Origin of the sequence: Variovorax guangxiensis (assembly GCF_003952165.1) — a bacterium.
Taxonomy (GTDB): Bacteria; Pseudomonadota; Gammaproteobacteria; order Burkholderiales; family Burkholderiaceae_C; genus Variovorax; species Variovorax guangxiensis.
Genome location: NZ_RXFT01000001.1, coordinates 721,045 through 737,222, shown reverse-complemented (window position 1 = coordinate 737,222; position 16,178 = coordinate 721,045). Strand labels below are relative to the sequence as shown.

The following is a 16,178-nucleotide window of genomic DNA, read 5'->3' as shown; positions in this document are numbered from 1 at the left end:
ATGACGGATCCGGTCAGCTTCGCGCAAGACATCCGGTGCCGTCGGACAAGACCGGTTTTTCCCTTTGCTGCCCAGTATCCCTACGTAGGACAAGCGCTTGGATCGGATGCCTCAGAATGGCGCGCATCGAACAAGCAAAAAACGAGGAGTCGACATGGCAAATTCCACTGTCTGGTGGCTGATCGCGGGGGCGGCCATCGTGCTCGAGCTGCTCTCGGGCACCGTCTATCTCCTGCTGCTGGCGGCGGGCTTCGCGGCTGCGGCGATCTCCGCGCACCTGGGCTTCGGCACCGTCACTCAGCTGATCGTGGCGGCCGTCATCGGCGTGGGGGCTGTACTGGTCTGGTACACGATCCAGCGCAGGCGCCCCCCTGCCCCTCCCACCGAAGCCAACCGCGACGTGAACCTCGACATCGGCGAGAGCGTGCAGGTCGATGCCTGGAACGCCGACGGCACGGCGACTGTGCGCTACCGGGGCGCTCAGTGGACGGTGGTCCAGCGTGCGGGGCGTACGCCTTCCACCGGCGAGCATCGCGTGGTCGAGGTGGTCGGCAGCCGGCTGGTGGTCGACAAGGTTTAGTCAGTCAGTCCGTACATAGAAAAAGGAAGCGCACCATGGAATTTTCGGTACCCCTCATCATCCTGGTCATCGCGATCATCTTCATCAGCCAGTCGGTCAAGTTCGTGCCGCAGCAGAACGCCTGGATCCGCGAGCGGCTGGGCAAGTACCACGGCACGATGACGCCCGGCCCCAACTTCCTGATCCCGTTCATCGACCGGGTGGCCTACAAGCACAGCCTGAAGGAAATCCCGCTCGACGTGCCCAGCCAGATCTGCATCACGCGCGACAACACGCAGCTGCAGGTCGACGGCATCCTGTACTTCCAGGTGACCGACCCGATGCGTGCCAGCTATGGCTCGTCGAACTACATCGTGGCCGTCACGCAGCTCGCCCAGACCTCGCTGCGCAGCGTGATCGGCAAGCTGGAACTCGACAAGACCTTCGAGGAACGCGACGTCATCAACGCCCAGGTGGTGGCGGCGATCGACGAGGCGGCGCTGAACTGGGGTGTGAAGGTGCTGCGTTACGAGATCAAGGACCTGACGCCACCCAAGGAGATCCTGCAGGCGATGCAGCGCCAGATCACGGCCGAGCGCGAGAAGCGCGCGCTGATCGCAGCATCCGAAGGCCGCCGCCAGGAGCAGATCAATATCGCCACCGGCGAGCGCGAGGCCTTCATCGCCCGCTCCGAGGGCGAGAAGCAGGCGCAGATCAACAACGCCCAGGGTGAGGCAGCGGCCATCACGGCGGTGGCAACGGCGACGGCGGATGCCATCGAGCGGGTGGCGGCCGCCATCCGCCAGCCGGGCGGCGAACAGGCCGTGCAGCTCAAGGTGGCCGAGCGCGCTGTCGACGCCTACGGCAAGGTCGCGGCCGACTCCAAGACCACGCTGATCGTGCCGAGCAACATGACCGAGACCGCCTCGCTCATCGCTTCGGCGATGCGGATGGTGCAGGCCGGCAAGTCTTCGGCGCAAGGTCAGGCGAATCAGGGCTGATCTGACTGCTACAATCGTGGGCTTCGGAGCGGTGGATGAGCGGTTTAAGTCGCACGCCTGGAAAGCGTGTGAGGGTTAATAGCCCTCCGCGGGTTCGAATCCCGCCTGCTCCGCCAGAGAAACAAGAAGCCCAGGTTGCCCAAAGCACCTGGGCTTTTTTTGTTTTTGCCATCCGGGTCGCGCCCTCGGCTTGAAAGGCAATGCGTTGCTTTGCAACAACCAGCCATGGCCTCCCGAGCCCCTCGTCTGGCAGTACGATCCAAAGGTTCTACTTCCAAGCCCCCTAAGGAACTCCGATGGCCGGAAAACCCAAAAACCCGCCGCGCGGCACCACAACGCTGGACCACACCCTCGAGAAGAGCGAGCAGGTGGCCGCCGAAGTGCAGCGGGCATCGGACAACCTCGCCGTGGTGAACACGGTGCTCGAGCAGGAGCTGCCCGAGGAAGTGCAGGTCGGCGAGGTGGCGCAGGCCATCGAGCACACCAGCCAGCTGGAGGAAAAGCTGGCCCAGTCTGCCGAGAAGCTCGCCGAGGTGAATGCGGCCCTGAGCGAGGAAATCGAGAAACGGCTCGAGGTGACGGCCGAGCGCGACGAAAGCCAGGCGCTGGCCGAGAAGCTCAAGGCGAAGATCCGCGCCGAGGGTTCGGACTGACGGGGCGGCGCACCGCGTCCATATCCTTTCTCCTACGCGTGGGCAGCGTCAGGCACGCTACGCTATTCGTTCTCAAAGCGAAACCACGGCATGGCCCTCATCACGTTCCTCGTCGAGGACAACAAGACCATCAGGGACAACCTGGTCCCGGCACTCGAGGATTTGGTCAATGGCCGTGTGGTCGGCTTCGCCGAGACCGAGAGCGACGCCCTCGCCTGGCTCGCTGCGCATCCCGACGACTGGCAACTGCTCATCGTCGACCTGTTCCTGAAGGAAGGTTCCGGCCTCGGCGTGCTCGGCGGCTGCAAGGAGCGCAAGCCCAGCCAGCGGGTCGTGGTCCTCAGCAACTACGTGACGGCCGACATCCGGGCCCGCTGCACCGCCTTGGGCGCCGACGCGGTGTTCGACAAGTCGCGGGACCTCGACGCCTTCATCGAATACTGCAACGCCAACCGTCCGTCTGGCCTGGCGCCGCTCTGACGCCACTCTGATCCACAGCCCCCGCAAACGGAGCGGGAATGAAAAAGGGCCCGAAGGCCCTTTTCTCTTTTCGGCTGGAGCGAATCAACGCACCACGGCGATCTGGGTACGCGCACCACCCTTGTAGGTGTACAGCGTCAGGGCGCCGTTCTTGATGTCGCCCTTCTCGTCGAAGGCGATCGGGCCGGTCACGCCCTTGTACTGGACCTTGCCGACTTCGGGCAGGTACTTGGCGGGGTCGGACGAACCGGCCTTCACCATGGCTTCGGCCAGCACGTTGACCGCGTCGTACACGTACGGTGCATAGATCTGCACGTCCACGCCGTTCTTGGTCTTGAACTTGGCCTTGAAGTCTTCCAGGGGCTGCTTGAAGTCGCCGTCGACGCCGCCGGCTTCAGCGCACACCACCATGTCTTCGCCGATGGCATCGCCAGCCAGCTTCGGCAGTTCGCCGGTGCACAGGCCGTCGCCGCCCATGAACTTGACGTTCAGGCCGAGTTGCTTGACCTGCTTGAGCATCGGGCCGCCCACGGCGTCCATGCCGCCGAAGAACAGGACGTCGGGCTTGGCAGCCTTCAGCTTGGTCAGGATGGCGTTGAAGTCGGTCGACTTGTCGGTGGTGAACTCGTGGCCCACGATGGTGGCGCCAGCTGCCTTGGCCGACTTCTCGAATTCTTCTGCGACGCCCTGGCCGTAGGCGGTGCGGTCGTCGATCACGGCGATGTTCTTGCCCTTGAGCGTTTCGACGGCGTACTTGCCCAGCGTGCCGCCGAGCTGCGTGTCGTCAGCCACGACGCGGAAAGTGGTCTTGAAGCCCTGGCGGGTGTACTTCGGGTTGGTTGCCGAAGGCGAGATCTGCGGAATGCCAGCGTCGCTGTACAGCTTGGAGGCGGGGATGGTGGTGCCGGAGTTCAGGTGACCGACAACGCCATTGACCTTTTCGTCCACGAGCTTCTGGGCGACGGCCGTGCCCTGCTTCGGGTCGCCAGCATCGTCTTCGGGAACCAGTTCGAACTTGGCGACCTTGTCACCGATCTTGATGCCCTTTGCATTCAGGTCTTCGATGGCCATCTTGGCGCCGAACTCGTTGTCCTTGCCGAGGTGGGCGATGGGACCGCTGGTAGGTGCCACGTGACCGATCTTGACGACCAGGGTGTCTCCGGCAGGTGCGGGTGCAGGCGCAGCAGCCGGGGCCGCGGCCGTTGGCGCGGGCGCTGCCGCAGGGGCAGCGGCTTCTTCCTTCTTGCCGCAAGCCACAAGCGTGATTGCAGCCAGTGCGACCGCAGTCCATTTCAATTGCATGGGAACCTCCAGAACTTGGATGAAAAGAATAAAAACACCGGTCGTGCGATCCGGGCGCGCAGACCTCGCAAGTTTCGCGCCGCAGACCAGCGGCACCCTCACGCCCTTCCGACCTGCGGCGCAGTTTAGCCCAGTATTCAGGCCCCGGAAGCTGGCGTAGACCCGGTGTTTTCGCTGAGTTCCGCGGCCATTGCCTCGATCACGAGCGCACGCAGAACAGCCTCGATTTCATTGCGCAGACGCGGCACCATCGCATCGAGTTGATGCTGAACGGCAGCTGACACGGTGTCGCTCAAACGCTCTTCCAGAGACAGGTCGACGCGCTGCAGGACGCGATGCAGCAGTTGCTCTTCGAGGCTGACGATTTCTGCCTGCGATAGCTGTGCCGCAGGCGGCAATGCCATCGAGTTCGCGGGGTCGGGCTGGGGCACCGGCTCGGGCTGCGGCTCGGGACTCGCGGGCTCCGCGGGAATGTCGAGCACCGTCGTCAGTGTGGGAACGAACCGGGGCGGCGTGCGCAGCGTGCTGGCCATGTCAGGAACTCTTTGCGAAGTCGTGCGGCTGGATGGTGTAGCCGCGATCGGCATAGTGGCGCCAGCGCGACCGGCCGACCTGCCGGTCGTTGGCCTCGTCGCTCACGATGTCGATCATGCGTTCGTAGCGCTCGAAGCCCGCAGGCACTTCGAGGCCCAGGTTCACCAGCATCTCGCGGTGCGGCAGCGAGGCCGCGTCGGCGCCTTGCGACGACAGCACCACGGCTGAGCGCGCGACCACGTGGACCGGCGCATCGTCGCGGCAGTGCGCGACGAAGTCCACCGGCGACAGCTGCCAGAGCGCCGCATCGACCACATCGAGCGAGCGCGCATCGCCCACCACCACCACGCGCAGGCCGCGCGTGTTCACGGCCTTGCGAACCAGCCGGCAGGCGTAGTTCAGCTTGTCGCGCGCGTTGTAGTGAAAGCCGATCTCGGTCACTTCTCGGTCCGGGTCTTTCCAGCGGGAGCCGCGGCGGCCTTGCCGGCCTTCTTGCCGGACTTCGCCTTGGCACCGTCGGCCTTGCCCGCTGCGTCGGCGCTGCCCGCGCGGCCCATGAGGTAGGACACCAGCAGCCCCACCGGCCGGCCGGTCGAGCCCTTGGCCGCCCCGCTCTTCCAGGCCGTGCCGGCGATGTCTAGGTGCGCCCATGCGAAGTCGCTCGTGAAGCGCTGCAGGAACTTGGCGGCGGTGATGGCGCCACCCGCACGGCCGGCGATGTTGGCCACGTCGGCGAAGTTGCTCTTCAGGCCCTCGGCGTAGTCGTCGTCCAGCGGCATGCGCCAGCAGCGGTCCTGCGAAGCTTCGCCGGCGGCTTCGAGCGCGGCTGCCAGCGTGTCGTCGCTGGCGAACAGGCCGCTGCGCACGCCGCCCAGGGCGATCACGCAGGCGCCCGTCAGCGTGGCGATGTCGATCACGGCGGCGGGCTCGAAGCGCTTGGCGTAGGTCAGCGCGTCGCACAGGATGAGCCGGCCCTCGGCGTCGGTGTTGAGCACTTCGATGGTCTGGCCGCTCATGCTGGTCACCACGTCGCCCGGCTTCACGGCACGGCCGTCGTTCATGTTCTCGCACGAGGGAATGAGGCCGACCACGTTGATGGCGGGCTGGATGTCGCCCAGCGCGCGGAAGGTGCCGAGCACGCTGGCCGCGCCGCACATGTCGAACTTCATCTCGTCCATTTCGGCCGCCGGCTTGAGCGAGACGCCCCCGGTGTCGAAGGTGATTCCCTTGCCGACCAGCACCACGGGTGCCTGGCTCCTGGGCGCGCCGTGGTAGCGCAGCACGATGAAGCGCAGCGGCTGCGCCGAGCCCTGCGCCACGGCAGCGAAGGAGCCCATGCCGAGCTTCTCGACTTCCTTCGGCCCCAGCACCTCGCACTTGATGTTCGGCAGCTTCGCCAACTCCTTTGCTGCCTCGCCCAGCAGCGTGGGCGTGGCGTGGTTGGCGGGGCGGTTGCCCCATTCCTTGGCCAGTTCGATGCCCCGGACGGTGGCCCGGGCTTCGTCGTAGGCGGCGGAGACCGCCCCGGCGTCGGCCACGCCGATGGTCAGCTGGCGGATGCTGCGGGGTTCGGCCTTCGACTTGGTGGTGGTGTAGACATAGCTGGCGTCGGCCGCCGCGGTGACGGCTGCGGCCACCGCCGCGCCATCGGCGGGCTGCGCGAAGGCTAGGGTCACGCGCTTGGGAGCCTGCGCCTTGGCGGCACTGATTGCCGCCGCGACCCCGCTGCGCACCGAGGCGGGCTTGCCGTCACCGATGGCGGCGAGCACCACGCGGCCCGCGACCACGTCTTCAGAACGGTAGAGGCCGAGCAGCTTGCCGGCCTTGTCGGGCAGGTCGCCGGCCTTGCGGGCGCTGGCGGCGAGCACGGAAAGCGGGTCTTTGGAAGTGATGGGAGCGCTGCCGACGAGCACGATCAGGACATCGGATTTCTCGGCTGCGGCCTGGGCGACGGTGAGGGTCTTGAGTTGAAAGTCCATAATCCTTTTTTTCCTCGAACGATGTTATTCCATTCTTCCCTACGCAAGGAGCTGTCCCGCAGCTTCGGAGCGACCCTCGTGGTACTGGTCACCATCGTGATGACCATGATGCTCATCCGCACCCTCGGGCTCGCGTCCAAGGGCAGTGTGAATCCGCAGGAGGTGTTCCTGGTGATGGCCTACACGGTGCTCGGCTACATGCCGACCATCCTGAGCCTGAGCCTGTTCATCGCCATCGTCGGCACCCTGTCGCGCATGTACCGCGACAGCGAAATGGTCATCTGGCTCTCCAGCGGACAGGGCATGGCCGACTTCGTCAAGCCGCTGTTCCGCTTCGCCTGGCCGGTGCTGATCCTGATCGCCGTGATGGCGCTGGTGGGCTGGCCCTGGGCCAATTCGCAGACCATCGGCATGCGCAAGCAGTACGAGCAGCGCAGCGACATCGAGCGCGTGGCGCCGGGTGAATTCCGCGAATCCGCCGGCCGGGTGCGCGTGTTCTTCATCGACAAGGAGACGCCCGACAACTCCAGGGCCACCAACGTCTTCATCTGGTCGATCGAGCGCAACATGCAGATCACGACCTCGGCGCGCAGCGGCAGCATCGAGAACATCGGCGATTCGCGCTACCTGCTGCTCAACAACGGCCAGCGGCTCGAGCAGCCGATGACCGCCACCGGCCTGAAGATCAGCGAATTCAAGACCTACGGCACGCGTGCCGGCGGAAGCTCCGGCCTCACGGGAGACGCGACACCTCCGCGCGCGCGCACCACGCTGTCGCTGCTGACCGACGCGAGCGATGCGAGCCGCGGCGAGCTGGCCTGGCGCATCGGCATGCTGCTGGCGGCCGTCAACTTCGTGTTGCTGGCGCTGAACGTCTCCAGCGGCAATCCGCGCGTGGGCCGCAGCGGCAACCTCCTGCTCGCGCTCTTCGCCTTCGTCGTCTACTACAACATGCTCAACCTGGGCCAGAGCTGGATCAGCTCGGGCAAGTTCGGCATGGGTGGCTTCATGCTGCTGCTGCACGGCGGCGTGCTGCTGATCAACCTGGCATGGCTCGGCGCCCGCCAGAACAACTGGGGGCGCCGGATCAGGAGGAGCCCGTCCGCCACCCCGGCCATGCCGCCTTCCGCTCCCAGGATCGAACCCACGTGAAAACGATAAGACGCCTGATCTACGTCGAGGTGCTGAAGGCCGTCGCGTTCGTGACGCTCGGCTTCCTGAGCCTCTTCTTCTTCTTCGACTTCGTCGACGAACTCCAGTCCATCGGCAAGCCGGACAGCCTGAACTACGGGCCCGCGCAGGCGCTCGTCTACGTGGCCCTGCTGGTCCCGAGCCATCTCTACGAACTGCTGCCGATCACGGTGCTGATCGGCTCGATCTTCGTGATGGCCCGGCTGGCGCAGAGTTCCGAATACACCATCCTGCGCACCAGCGGGCTGGGTCCCTGGCGTGCGCTGCGCACGCTGCTGCTGATGGGCATCGGCTTCGTGGTGCTGACTTTCGCCATCGGCGACTACGTCGCGCCGCTGTCCGAGCGCACCGGCCAGCTGCTGAAGGCCAAGTACCAGGGCACCTACTCGCTGGCCGGCAACACCGGCGCCTGGCTCAAGGAGAAGCGCGACAACGTCTCCTACGCGGTGAACGTGCTGGCCATCGACCGCAAGGGCGCGCTGAAGAGCCCGCGCATCTTCGAGTTCGACGAGAACGGCTACATCAAGACACAGATCACCGCGGCCTCGGCCGCCATCGGCAACGACGGCCACTGGATGCTCACCGGCGTGGAAGAGCAGAAATACGACACGCGCAGCTCGGCCGAGCAGGCGCACATCGTCACCACCAAGATCCCGCAGCTGAACTGGCCGACCTCGCTGACCGGCGAGATGGTGTCGGTGGCGCTGCTGCGGCCCGACCGGATGAGCACGATCGACCTGTTCGACTACATCCGCCATCTCGACGCCAACGGCCAGACCGCGCAGCGCTACGAGATCGAGTTCTGGCGCAAGGTGTTCTATCCGCTGTCGTGCCTGGTGATGGTGGTGCTCGCCCTGCCCTTCGCCTACCTGCACTTCCGCCAGTCGGGCATCACGACCTACGTGTTCGGCGGCGTGATGATCGGCATCAGCTTCTTCCTGCTGAACAACGTGTTCGGCTACCTGGGCAACCTCAGCAACTGGTCGCCATGGCTCACTGCGGCGGCGCCGGGGCTGATCTACTCGGTGATGTCGCTCACGGCCTTCAGCTGGCTGGTGCTGCGACGATGACCACAGCCCAGGGCATCCGGCGGGGCATCGTCCTGCTGGCGCATGGCTCGCGCGACGAGCGCTGGCGCCAGCCCATCGAGGCCGTCGCCCAGCGGGTGCGCGCCGACGATCCCGACGCCCGCGTGGCCTGCGCCTACATGGAGCTGGCCACGCCCGACCTGCCCACCGCAGTCGAGACGCTGATCGGCGGCGGCGCCACCGCCATCCGGGTGGTTCCGCTCTTCCTCGGCATGGGCAAGCACGCGCGCGAAGACCTGCCGCTGCAGGTCGAGGCGCTGCGCCGGCGCTGGCCCGCCGTGGGCTTCTCGCTGGCCCGAATCGTGGGCGAAGAGCCCGAACTGGTCGATCTCCTGGCCCGGATTGCGGTCAAATCATGAACATTCGGCAATTTCGATAGATTCCGAAGGCATAATGAATTCCGCAATAAGACGGAATTTGATATGAATCTGCATCAGTTCAAGTTTGTTCAGGAAGCCGTGCGGCGCAACCTGAACCTCACCGAGGCGGCCAAGGCACTGCACACCTCGCAGCCCGGGGTCTCCAAGGCCATCATCGAACTCGAGGAAGAACTGGGCGTCGAGATCTTCGCGCGCCACGGCAAGCGGCTGAAGCGCGTCACCGAACCCGGCCAGCACGTCATCGCCAGCATCGAACTGATCATGCGCGAGGTGGGCAACCTCAAGCGCATCGGCGAGCAGTTCAGCGCACAGGACAGCGGCACGCTTTCCATCGCCACCACCCACACCCAGGCGCGCTACGTGCTGCCGGTGCCCGTGGCCAACCTGCGCGAGGCCTACCCCAAGGTCAACGTCAGCCTGCACCAGGGCTCGCCCGACCAGGTGGCGCGCATGGTGATCGACGAGATCGCCGAGATCGGCATCGCCACCGAGTCGCTCGACGGCTACGCCGAGCTGGTGACCCTGCCCTGCTACGAATGGCAGCACGTGCTGGTGCTGCCCAAGGACCACCCGCTGGCCTCCAAGGAGCGCGTCTCGCTCGAAGACCTGGCGAGCGAGCCGATCATCACCTACCACCCCTCGTTCACCGGCCGCACCCGCATCGACCACGCCTTCGCGCAGAAGAAGCTCACCCCGCGCATCGCACTCGAGGCCATCGACTCCGACGTGATCAAGACCTACGTGCGCCTCGGGCTGGGCGTTGGCATCGTGGCCGAGATGGCGGTGCGCGACGAGTCGAACGCCGACCTCGTGGTGCGCCCGATGGGCCATGTGTTCGGCCAGAATATCGCGCGGGTCGCGTTCAAGCGCAGTGCGTACCTGCGCAACTTCGTGTTCAAGTTCGCCGAGCTGCTCTCCGACCGACTCGACCGCAACCTGATCGCGAAGGCCTTGAGTGGCCACCAACAAGACTACGAACTGTAAACAGGATCACCCCCAGGCTTCGCGCACTTCGTGTCGCTTCGCCAACCCCCTTGCAAGGGGCAACACCTGCGGCCCGGCAAAGCCGGTTCCGGGGTGTTCCTGGAAGGGGCCGCGACGAGCAAGTGGCATGTGGAACAACAGTTGAAGAAATCACGAACATCATGAGCACGTCCCCACGCACGCCCGACATCGTCACCAAGCTGCCGGCCGTCGGCACAACCATCTTCACCGTGATGTCGGCGCTGGCCGCGGAGAAGAACGCGGTCAATCTGGGCCAAGGCTTCCCGGACTTCCACTGCGATCCGAAGCTGCTCGAAGACGTGACGGCCGCCATGGCCGCGGGCCACAACCAGTACCCACCGATGCCAGGCATTCCGGCGCTGCGCGATGCCATCGCCGCCAAGATCTCGGCGCAGTACGGCCACGACTACAGCGCGGCCACGGAAATCACCGTCACCGCTGGCGCCACGCAGGCGATCATCACGGCCATCCTCGCGGTGGTGCGGCCGGGCGACGAGGTGATCGTGCTCGAGCCCTGCTACGACAGCTACGTGCCCAACATCGAGCTGGCCGGCGGCAGCGTGGTGCGCGTGCCGCTGGTGCCCGGCACCTTCCGCCCCGACTTCGACAGGATCGCCGCCGCGCTCACGCCGCGCACGCGCGCCATCATCATCAACACGCCGCACAACCCGAGCGCCACGGTGTGGACCGAGGCCGAGATGCGCCGGCTCGAGGAACTGCTCGCGCCCACCGACGTGTTCGTGATCAGCGACGAGGTCTACGAGCACATGGTGTTCGACGGCGCCCGCCACGAGAGCGTGGCGCGCTTTCCGGGGCTGGCTGCGCGCAGCTTCATCGTCAGCAGCTTCGGCAAGACCTATCACGTCACGGGCTGGAAGGTCGGCTACGTGGCCGCGCCAGCCCCGCTCATGGCGGAGTTCCGCAAGGTGCACCAGTTCAACGTGTTCACCGTGAACACGCCGATGCAGCATGCGCTGGCGCAGTACATGGCCGAGCCGAAGCCTTACCTGGAGCTGCCGGCCTTCTACCAGCGCAAGCGCGACCTGTTCGCCGCCGGCCTGGCCGAGAAGACCCGCTTCAGGCTGCTGCGCAGCGAAGGCAGTTACTTCCAGTGCGTGGACATCTCGGCGGTGAGCGACCTCTCGGAGGCCGAGTTCTGCCTGTGGCTCACGCGCGAGATCGGCGTGGCCGCCATTCCGCTGTCGGCTTTCTACGGCAATGGCTTCGACCAGCGCGTGGTGCGCTTCTGCTTCGCCAAGAAGGACGAAACGCTGCTCGCGGCGCTGGAGCGCCTCGCGCGCCTCTGACGCGGCGGCGTTGCCCGGACGACGCTGCCCGAATGAAGAACAACCCGGTTGCGATCCTGAGGCTCGTTTTCGGTGCGGTCGGCCTCGTGCTGTGCGCCGTCGCCTGGCTGCTGCACCACAACACGGCAACCTTCATCGCCTCGGCCAGCCGCACGCAGGGCGAGGTGATGCGGCTGCTCCACGTCGAAAGCTCGAAGCGCAACGAGTCGGGCACCTGGAAGCCGCTGGTGCGCTTCAAGGCACCGTCGGGCGAGATCATCGAGTTCGCGCCGTCGAGCAGCAGCAGCCCGCCGGCCTACGAGGTCGGCGAAACGGTCGATGTGTTCTTCGACCCGAACGACCCGCAGGACGCCATGCTCGACGGCTTCTTTTCGCTGTGGGGCGGCGCGGCCATCACGGGCGGCCTGGGCCTTGTTTTCCTGCTGGTGGCGGCGGGGCTTCTGTTCATGCCTGCGAGCACGCCGGCAAAGCGCCGACGCCCACGGTAGGACGTTGCCTGACCACCGGAGGGGCTACCCTCCGGCCCTCCGCGCGATTCGATGGGGCCAGCATGAAGACTCATCGCAACAACGCCCTGGAGAGAAAACATGTCGCTCTCATTCATTCTGCTGATCATCCTGATCCTGCTGCTGATCGGCGCCCTGCCAAGCTGGGGCTACAGCCGCTCCTGGGGCTACGGACCCAGCGGCGGCCTTGGCCTGGTCGTGCTGATCGTGGTGATCCTCGTGCTCATGGGACGCATATAGCCTTTGCGGCCAACGCGTCACGTTACTGAGGGAACCAAGGGAAAGCCCGCGCAAGCGGGCTTTTCTTCGTGCCATCAGGCCTGCAGCTGCGCCCAGGCCTTGTCCAGCCGCTTCACGCTCACCGGCTGCGGCGTGCGCAGCTCCTGCGCGAAGAAGCTCACGCGCAGCTCTTCCAGCAGCCAGCGGAATTCGAGCATGCGCTCGTCCACCACCCCCTTGCGCTCTGCGACCAGGCGCCAGTAGCGCTGATCCTGCGGCTTCAGCTCGGCGAGCTTGCTCGCGTCGCGTGCGGGATCGGCGCGCAGCTTGTCCAGCCGCAGCACGATGGCCTTCAGGTAGCGCGCGAAGTGCTGCAGCTGCGTCCAGGGCGCGTCGGAGATGAAGCGCTTGCCGACAAGGCGCTGCAGCTGCTGCGCGGCGTCCTGCACGGCTTCAGGCTGGATCTTCGTGTCCTTGATCTTGCGCACGGCAGCCGCGTACTCGACGAGGACGGTGCCGGCCAGCCGGGCTACCTCGTTGGCGATCAGCGTGAGCCGGCCGCGGCCCTCCTCCAGCCGGCGCTTGAACGCGAATTCGTCGGTCGGCAGCGGCTCCTGCAGGAAGGCGCGATCGATCGCCACGTCGATGATCTGCGCGCGCAGTTCTTCCGACGTGCCCAGCGGCATGTAGGCCACCGACATCTTCTGCAGGTCGGGGATGTTCTTTTCCAGGTACTTGAGCGCATCCTTGAGCTGCAGCGCGAACAGGCGGCGCAGGCCGGCGCGATGCCTGGCGGCCGCCACGGCCGGTTCGTCGAACACTTCGATGGTTACCGCGTCGCCCTCGTCGCGCAGCGCCGGGAAGCCGATCAGCGACTGCGAGCCGCGGCGCACTTCCATCAGTTCAGGCAGCTCACCGAAAGTCCAGGCCGTGTAACGCTGGCCGGCGGGCAGCGCGGCGGGGGCCTCGGCCGCCTTCGAGGGAGGTGTCTTCGACCGGTCGTCCGGCGCGGCGGCGGCTGCCTTCTTCTGCGGCGACGCCTTGACGTTCAACCCCGCCAGCGCCTGGAAGGCACCGCGCGCCTGCGCGCCCAGCTCCGCCTTCAACGCGCCGAGGTTGCGCCCCATGCCCAGCTGCCGGCCGTGCTCGTCGACCACGCGCAGGTTCATGAACAGGTGCGGCGCCAGCATGTCGAGCTTGAAGTCGGCGCGCTTGACGTCGATGCTGGTCATGTCGCGCACGCGCTTGAGCAGCACGTCGGTCAGCGAGCCGGTGCCGAACACTTCGGGCGCCGACAGTTCTTCAGCCAGCTTCGAGGCCGACTCGGGCAGCGGCACCAGCCGCGAGCGCGGGCGCTGCGGCAGGCTCTTGAGCAGCGCCTGGATCTTGTCCTTGAGCATGCCGGTCACCAGCCACTCGCAACGCTCCTCGCTCACCTGGTTGAGCACGAAGAGCGGCACGCTGACGGTGAGGCCGTCCTTCGCGTCGCCGGGCTCGTGCAGGTAGCTCGCGGCGCAATCGACGCCGCCCAGCCGCAGCGTAGGCGGGAATGATTGCGTGGTGATACCCGCCGCCTGGTGGCGCATGAGCTCGTCGCGCGTCAGGTACAGCAGGCGCGGCTGGTCCTTGGAAGCCTGGCGGTACCAGTTCTCGAAGCTGGCGCCGCCGGCCACGTCGGCGGGCAGCTGCGCGTCGTAGAAGGCGAAGATCAGCTCGTCGTCGACCAGCACGTCCTGCCGGCGCGACTTGTGCTCCAGCCCCTCGACCTCGCGCACCAGCTTGCGGTTGGCCTGCAGGAACGGGAACCTGGTTTCCCACTGGCCGCCCACCAGCGCCTCGCGGATGAAGATCTCGCGCGCGGCAACGGGGTCGACCCGCGTGAAGTCCACGCGCCGGCCGCTGTACACCACCAGGCCATAGAGCGTCGCGCGCTCCAGCGCCGACACCTGCGCGCCCTTCTTCTCCCAGTGCGGATCGAGCAGCTGCTTCTTCAGCAGGTGTCCGGCCACCTGTTCGAGCCACTGCGGCTCGATGTTGGCGATGCCGCGGCCGAAGAGCCGCGTGGTCTCGACCAGTTCGGCCGCGACGATCCAGCGCCCGGGCTTCTTCTTCAGGTGAGCGCCGGGGTGCTTGTGGAACTTGATGCCCCGCGCGCCGAGGTAGGCCTCGTCGTCCTCCAGCTTCCAGCCGATGTTGCCCAGCAGGCCCGACAGCATCGACATGTGCAGCGCCTCGTAGCCGGCAGGCTGAGAATTGATGCGCCACTTGTGCTCGGTGACCACCGTGAGCAGCTGCGAATGGATGTCGCGCCACTCGCGCACGCGGCGGATGTTGATGAAGTTCTGGCGCAGCAGCTGCTCGTACTGGCGATTGCTCAGCTTGTGGGTGTCTCCATGGCCGCCGCGCGCGTCGGCGATCCACTTCCACAGCCGCAGGTAGCCGCTGAACTCGCTCTTCTCGTCGTCGAACTTCGCATGCGCCTGGTCGGCCTGCTGCTGCGCGTCCATCGGGCGGTCGCGCACGTCCTGCACGCTCAGGGCCGACGCGATGACGAGCACTTCTTCCAGCGCACCGCGCGAGCGGGCCTCCAGGATCATGCGGCCCACGCGCGGGTCGAGCGGCAGCTTCGACAGCTCCGCGCCGGTCGGCGTGAGTTCGTTGGCGTCGTCGACCGCGCCCAGTTCGTTGAGCAGCTGGTAGCCGTCGGCGATGGCGCGCGGCGACGGCGCCTCCAGGAACGGGAAGCGCGCCACGTCGCCCAGGCGCAGCGACTTCATGCGCAGGATCACGCCTGCGAGCGAGGAGCGCAGGATCTCGGGGTCGGTGAAGCGCGGACGGCTCTCGAAATCCTTCTCGTCGTACAGGCGAATGCAGATGCCGTTCGCCACCCGGCCGCAGCGGCCCGCGCGCTGGTTGGCGGCCGCCTGGCTGATCGGCTCGACCAGCAACTGCTCGACCTTGCTGCGGAAGCTGTAGCGCTTGACGCGCGCGGTGCCGGTGTCGATCACGTAGCGGATGCCCGGCACGGTGAGCGAAGTCTCGGCCACGTTGGTGGCCAGCACGATGCGCCGGCCGGTGTGGCCGTCGAAGATGCGGTCCTGCTCCGGCCCCGAGAGCCGCGCGAACAGCGGCAGCACTTCGGCGCTGCGCAGCAGCGGCTGGTGGCTCAAGTGGCGGCGCAGGTGGTCGGCCGCCTCGCGGATCTCGCGCTCACCTGGCAGGAAGACGAGGATGTCGCCCGCGTTGTGCGGATCGCGCCAGAGCTCGTCGACCGCGTCGGCGATGGCGTCGTTCAGGTCGTGTTCGCGCGATTCCTCGAAGGGGCGGTAGCGCTGCTCCACCGGATAGGTGCGGCCCGAGACGAAGATGGTGGGCGCCGGCCCCTTCGCCGAGGCGAAGTGCTGGGCAAAGCGATCTGCATCGATGGTGGCCGAGGTGACGATCACCTTCAGGTCGGGCCGGCGCGGCAGGATCTCGCGCAGGTAGCCCAGCAGGAAGTCGATGTTCAGCGAGCGCTCGTGGGCCTCGTCGATGATGAGCGTGTCGTAGGCCTTCAGCAGCGGATCGGTCTGCGTCTCGGCCAGCAGGATGCCGTCGGTCATCAGCTTGACGGAGGCGTCGCGCGAGAGGCGGTCCTGGAAGCGCACCTTGAAGCCGACCACGTCGCCCAGCGGCGTCTTCAGCTCCTCGGCGATGCGCTTGGCCACCGAGCTCGCGGCGATGCGGCGCGGCTGTGTGTGGCCGATGAGCCGGCCCTTGCCGGGCTCGGCGTTGATCTTGCCGCGGCCCAGCGCGAGGGCGATCTTGGGCAACTGCGTGGTCTTGCCCGAGCCCGTCTCGCCGCAGACGATCACGACCTGGTGCGCCGAGATGGCGTCCATGATCTCGTCGCGCCTGCTGGAGACAGGAAGCGATTCGGGGAATTCGATGCGAAGGGGTGTGGTGGTCGTCAAGGGAAAACAGTCGTCGGGCCG

The 16,178-nt window shown here is 66.5% G+C and carries 16 protein-coding genes and 1 tRNA gene; 12 read left to right on the top strand and 5 right to left on the bottom strand.

Features of this window, described 5'->3' with window-relative positions; translation table 11 throughout:
- The first annotated feature begins 154 nt into the window (after positions 1 to 154).
- The 5 genes from EJP67_RS03615 (at position 155) to EJP67_RS03595 (ending at position 2,693) form a co-directional block, all read left to right on the top strand.
- Positions 155 to 580, top strand: a complete 426-nt coding sequence (locus EJP67_RS03615) for an NfeD family protein (RefSeq protein WP_126019510.1) — start codon at positions 155 to 157, stop codon at positions 578 to 580.
- Between the two features lie 35 nt (positions 581 to 615).
- Positions 616 to 1,560, top strand: coding sequence for an SPFH domain-containing protein (locus tag EJP67_RS03610; protein ID WP_126019508.1), 945 nt, complete (start codon positions 616 to 618; stop codon positions 1,558 to 1,560).
- Between the two features lie 25 nt (positions 1,561 to 1,585).
- Positions 1,586 to 1,676 (top strand) — tRNA-Ser (locus EJP67_RS03605).
- A 180-nt stretch (positions 1,677 to 1,856) separates the two neighbouring features.
- Positions 1,857 to 2,213 carry a hypothetical protein gene (locus tag EJP67_RS03600; protein ID WP_126019505.1) on the top strand — a complete coding sequence of 119 codons (357 nt, stop codon included), beginning with the start codon at positions 1,857 to 1,859 and terminating at the stop codon, positions 2,211 to 2,213.
- A 90-nt stretch (positions 2,214 to 2,303) separates the two neighbouring features.
- On the top strand, positions 2,304 to 2,693 hold the full coding sequence (locus EJP67_RS03595) for a response regulator (RefSeq protein ID WP_126019503.1): 390 nt from the start codon (positions 2,304 to 2,306) through the stop codon (positions 2,691 to 2,693).
- An 84-nt stretch (positions 2,694 to 2,777) separates the two neighbouring features.
- Here EJP67_RS03595 and EJP67_RS03590 read toward each other — a convergent pair whose 3' ends face one another.
- From EJP67_RS03590 to EJP67_RS03575, 4 genes are all read right to left on the bottom strand, one after another.
- Positions 2,778 to 3,995: a branched-chain amino acid ABC transporter substrate-binding protein gene (locus EJP67_RS03590; RefSeq protein WP_126019500.1), complete on the bottom strand. Its 1,218-nt coding sequence runs from the start codon at positions 3,993 to 3,995 to the stop codon at positions 2,778 to 2,780.
- Positions 3,996 to 4,132: 137 nt separating this feature from the next.
- Positions 4,133 to 4,528 carry a hypothetical protein gene (locus tag EJP67_RS03585; RefSeq protein WP_126019498.1) on the bottom strand — a complete coding sequence of 132 codons (396 nt, stop codon included), beginning with the start codon at positions 4,526 to 4,528 and terminating at the stop codon, positions 4,133 to 4,135.
- A 1-nt stretch (position 4,529) separates the two neighbouring features.
- Positions 4,530 to 4,970 (bottom strand): DNA polymerase III subunit chi, encoded by a 441-nt coding sequence (locus EJP67_RS03580; RefSeq protein WP_126019496.1) that lies wholly within the window; start codon positions 4,968 to 4,970, stop codon positions 4,530 to 4,532.
- Entirely contained in the window at positions 4,967 to 6,508 is a 1,542-nt protein-coding gene (locus EJP67_RS03575; protein ID WP_126019494.1) for a leucyl aminopeptidase, read from the bottom strand. The genes EJP67_RS03580 and EJP67_RS03575 overlap by 4 nt, the downstream gene beginning before the upstream one ends.
- 21 nt (positions 6,509 to 6,529) lie before the next feature.
- Here EJP67_RS03575 and lptF point away from each other — a divergent pair, with 21 nt between their 5' ends.
- The 7 genes from lptF to EJP67_RS03540 all read left to right on the top strand — a co-directional run bounded on the left by lptF (position 6,530) and on the right by EJP67_RS03540 (position 12,225).
- On the top strand, positions 6,530 to 7,660 hold the full coding sequence (gene lptF / locus EJP67_RS03570) for an LPS export ABC transporter permease LptF (RefSeq protein WP_126019492.1): 1,131 nt from the start codon (positions 6,530 to 6,532) through the stop codon (positions 7,658 to 7,660).
- Complete coding sequence (gene lptG, locus EJP67_RS03565; protein ID WP_126019490.1) at positions 7,657 to 8,769, top strand: LPS export ABC transporter permease LptG; 1,113 nt, start codon at positions 7,657 to 7,659, stop codon at positions 8,767 to 8,769. Before lptF ends, lptG begins: the two co-directional genes overlap by 4 nt.
- The gene (locus EJP67_RS03560; protein WP_126019488.1) at positions 8,766 to 9,146 is read left to right on the top strand and encodes a sirohydrochlorin chelatase; all 381 of its coding nucleotides are present in this window, start codon (positions 8,766 to 8,768) and stop codon (positions 9,144 to 9,146) included. The genes lptG and EJP67_RS03560 overlap by 4 nt, the downstream gene beginning before the upstream one ends.
- Positions 9,147 to 9,209: 63 nt before the next feature.
- On the top strand, positions 9,210 to 10,151 hold the full coding sequence (locus EJP67_RS03555; RefSeq protein ID WP_125950822.1) for a CysB family HTH-type transcriptional regulator: 942 nt from the start codon (positions 9,210 to 9,212) through the stop codon (positions 10,149 to 10,151).
- A gap of 161 nt (positions 10,152 to 10,312) precedes the next feature.
- Complete coding sequence (locus EJP67_RS03550; protein ID WP_126019486.1) at positions 10,313 to 11,479, top strand: pyridoxal phosphate-dependent aminotransferase; 1,167 nt, start codon at positions 10,313 to 10,315, stop codon at positions 11,477 to 11,479.
- Between the two features lie 32 nt (positions 11,480 to 11,511).
- Positions 11,512 to 11,967, top strand: coding sequence for a DUF3592 domain-containing protein (locus tag EJP67_RS03545; protein ID WP_126019484.1), 456 nt, complete (start codon positions 11,512 to 11,514; stop codon positions 11,965 to 11,967).
- A 99-nt stretch (positions 11,968 to 12,066) separates the two neighbouring features.
- Positions 12,067 to 12,225 (top strand): DUF3309 family protein, encoded by a 159-nt coding sequence (locus EJP67_RS03540; protein ID WP_126019481.1) that lies wholly within the window; start codon positions 12,067 to 12,069, stop codon positions 12,223 to 12,225.
- A 74-nt stretch (positions 12,226 to 12,299) separates the two neighbouring features.
- Here EJP67_RS03540 and hrpA read toward each other — a convergent pair whose 3' ends face one another.
- Positions 12,300 to 16,157: an ATP-dependent RNA helicase HrpA gene (gene hrpA, locus EJP67_RS03535; protein WP_126019479.1), complete on the bottom strand. Its 3,858-nt coding sequence runs from the start codon at positions 16,155 to 16,157 to the stop codon at positions 12,300 to 12,302.
- Between the last annotated feature and the right edge of the window lie 21 nt (positions 16,158 to 16,178).

Excerpts from the sequence above, each read along its gene's own strand:
- EJP67_RS03575 (WP_126019494.1), bottom strand. The coding sequence starts at position 6,508 with ATGGACTTTCAACTCAAGACCCTCACCGTCGCCCAGGCCGCAGCCGAG.
- EJP67_RS03550 (WP_126019486.1), top strand. The coding sequence starts at position 10,313 with ATGAGCACGTCCCCACGCACGCCCGACATCGTCACCAAGCTGCCGGCC.
- EJP67_RS03585 (WP_126019498.1), bottom strand. The coding sequence starts at position 4,528 with ATGGCCAGCACGCTGCGCACGCCGCCCCGGTTCGTTCCCACACTGACG.
- EJP67_RS03610 (WP_126019508.1), top strand. The coding sequence starts at position 616 with ATGGAATTTTCGGTACCCCTCATCATCCTGGTCATCGCGATCATCTTC.
- EJP67_RS03545 (WP_126019484.1), top strand. The coding sequence starts at position 11,512 with ATGAAGAACAACCCGGTTGCGATCCTGAGGCTCGTTTTCGGTGCGGTC.
- EJP67_RS03590 (WP_126019500.1), bottom strand. The coding sequence starts at position 3,995 with ATGCAATTGAAATGGACTGCGGTCGCACTGGCTGCAATCACGCTTGTG.
- EJP67_RS03540 (WP_126019481.1), top strand. The coding sequence starts at position 12,067 with ATGTCGCTCTCATTCATTCTGCTGATCATCCTGATCCTGCTGCTGATC.
- EJP67_RS03600 (WP_126019505.1), top strand. The coding sequence starts at position 1,857 with ATGGCCGGAAAACCCAAAAACCCGCCGCGCGGCACCACAACGCTGGAC.
- EJP67_RS03555 (WP_125950822.1), top strand. The coding sequence starts at position 9,210 with ATGAATCTGCATCAGTTCAAGTTTGTTCAGGAAGCCGTGCGGCGCAAC.
- lptF (WP_126019492.1), top strand. The coding sequence starts at position 6,530 with ATGTTATTCCATTCTTCCCTACGCAAGGAGCTGTCCCGCAGCTTCGGA.
- EJP67_RS03560 (WP_126019488.1), top strand. The coding sequence starts at position 8,766 with ATGACCACAGCCCAGGGCATCCGGCGGGGCATCGTCCTGCTGGCGCAT.
- EJP67_RS03595 (WP_126019503.1), top strand. The coding sequence starts at position 2,304 with ATGGCCCTCATCACGTTCCTCGTCGAGGACAACAAGACCATCAGGGAC.
- EJP67_RS03615 (WP_126019510.1), top strand. The coding sequence starts at position 155 with ATGGCAAATTCCACTGTCTGGTGGCTGATCGCGGGGGCGGCCATCGTG.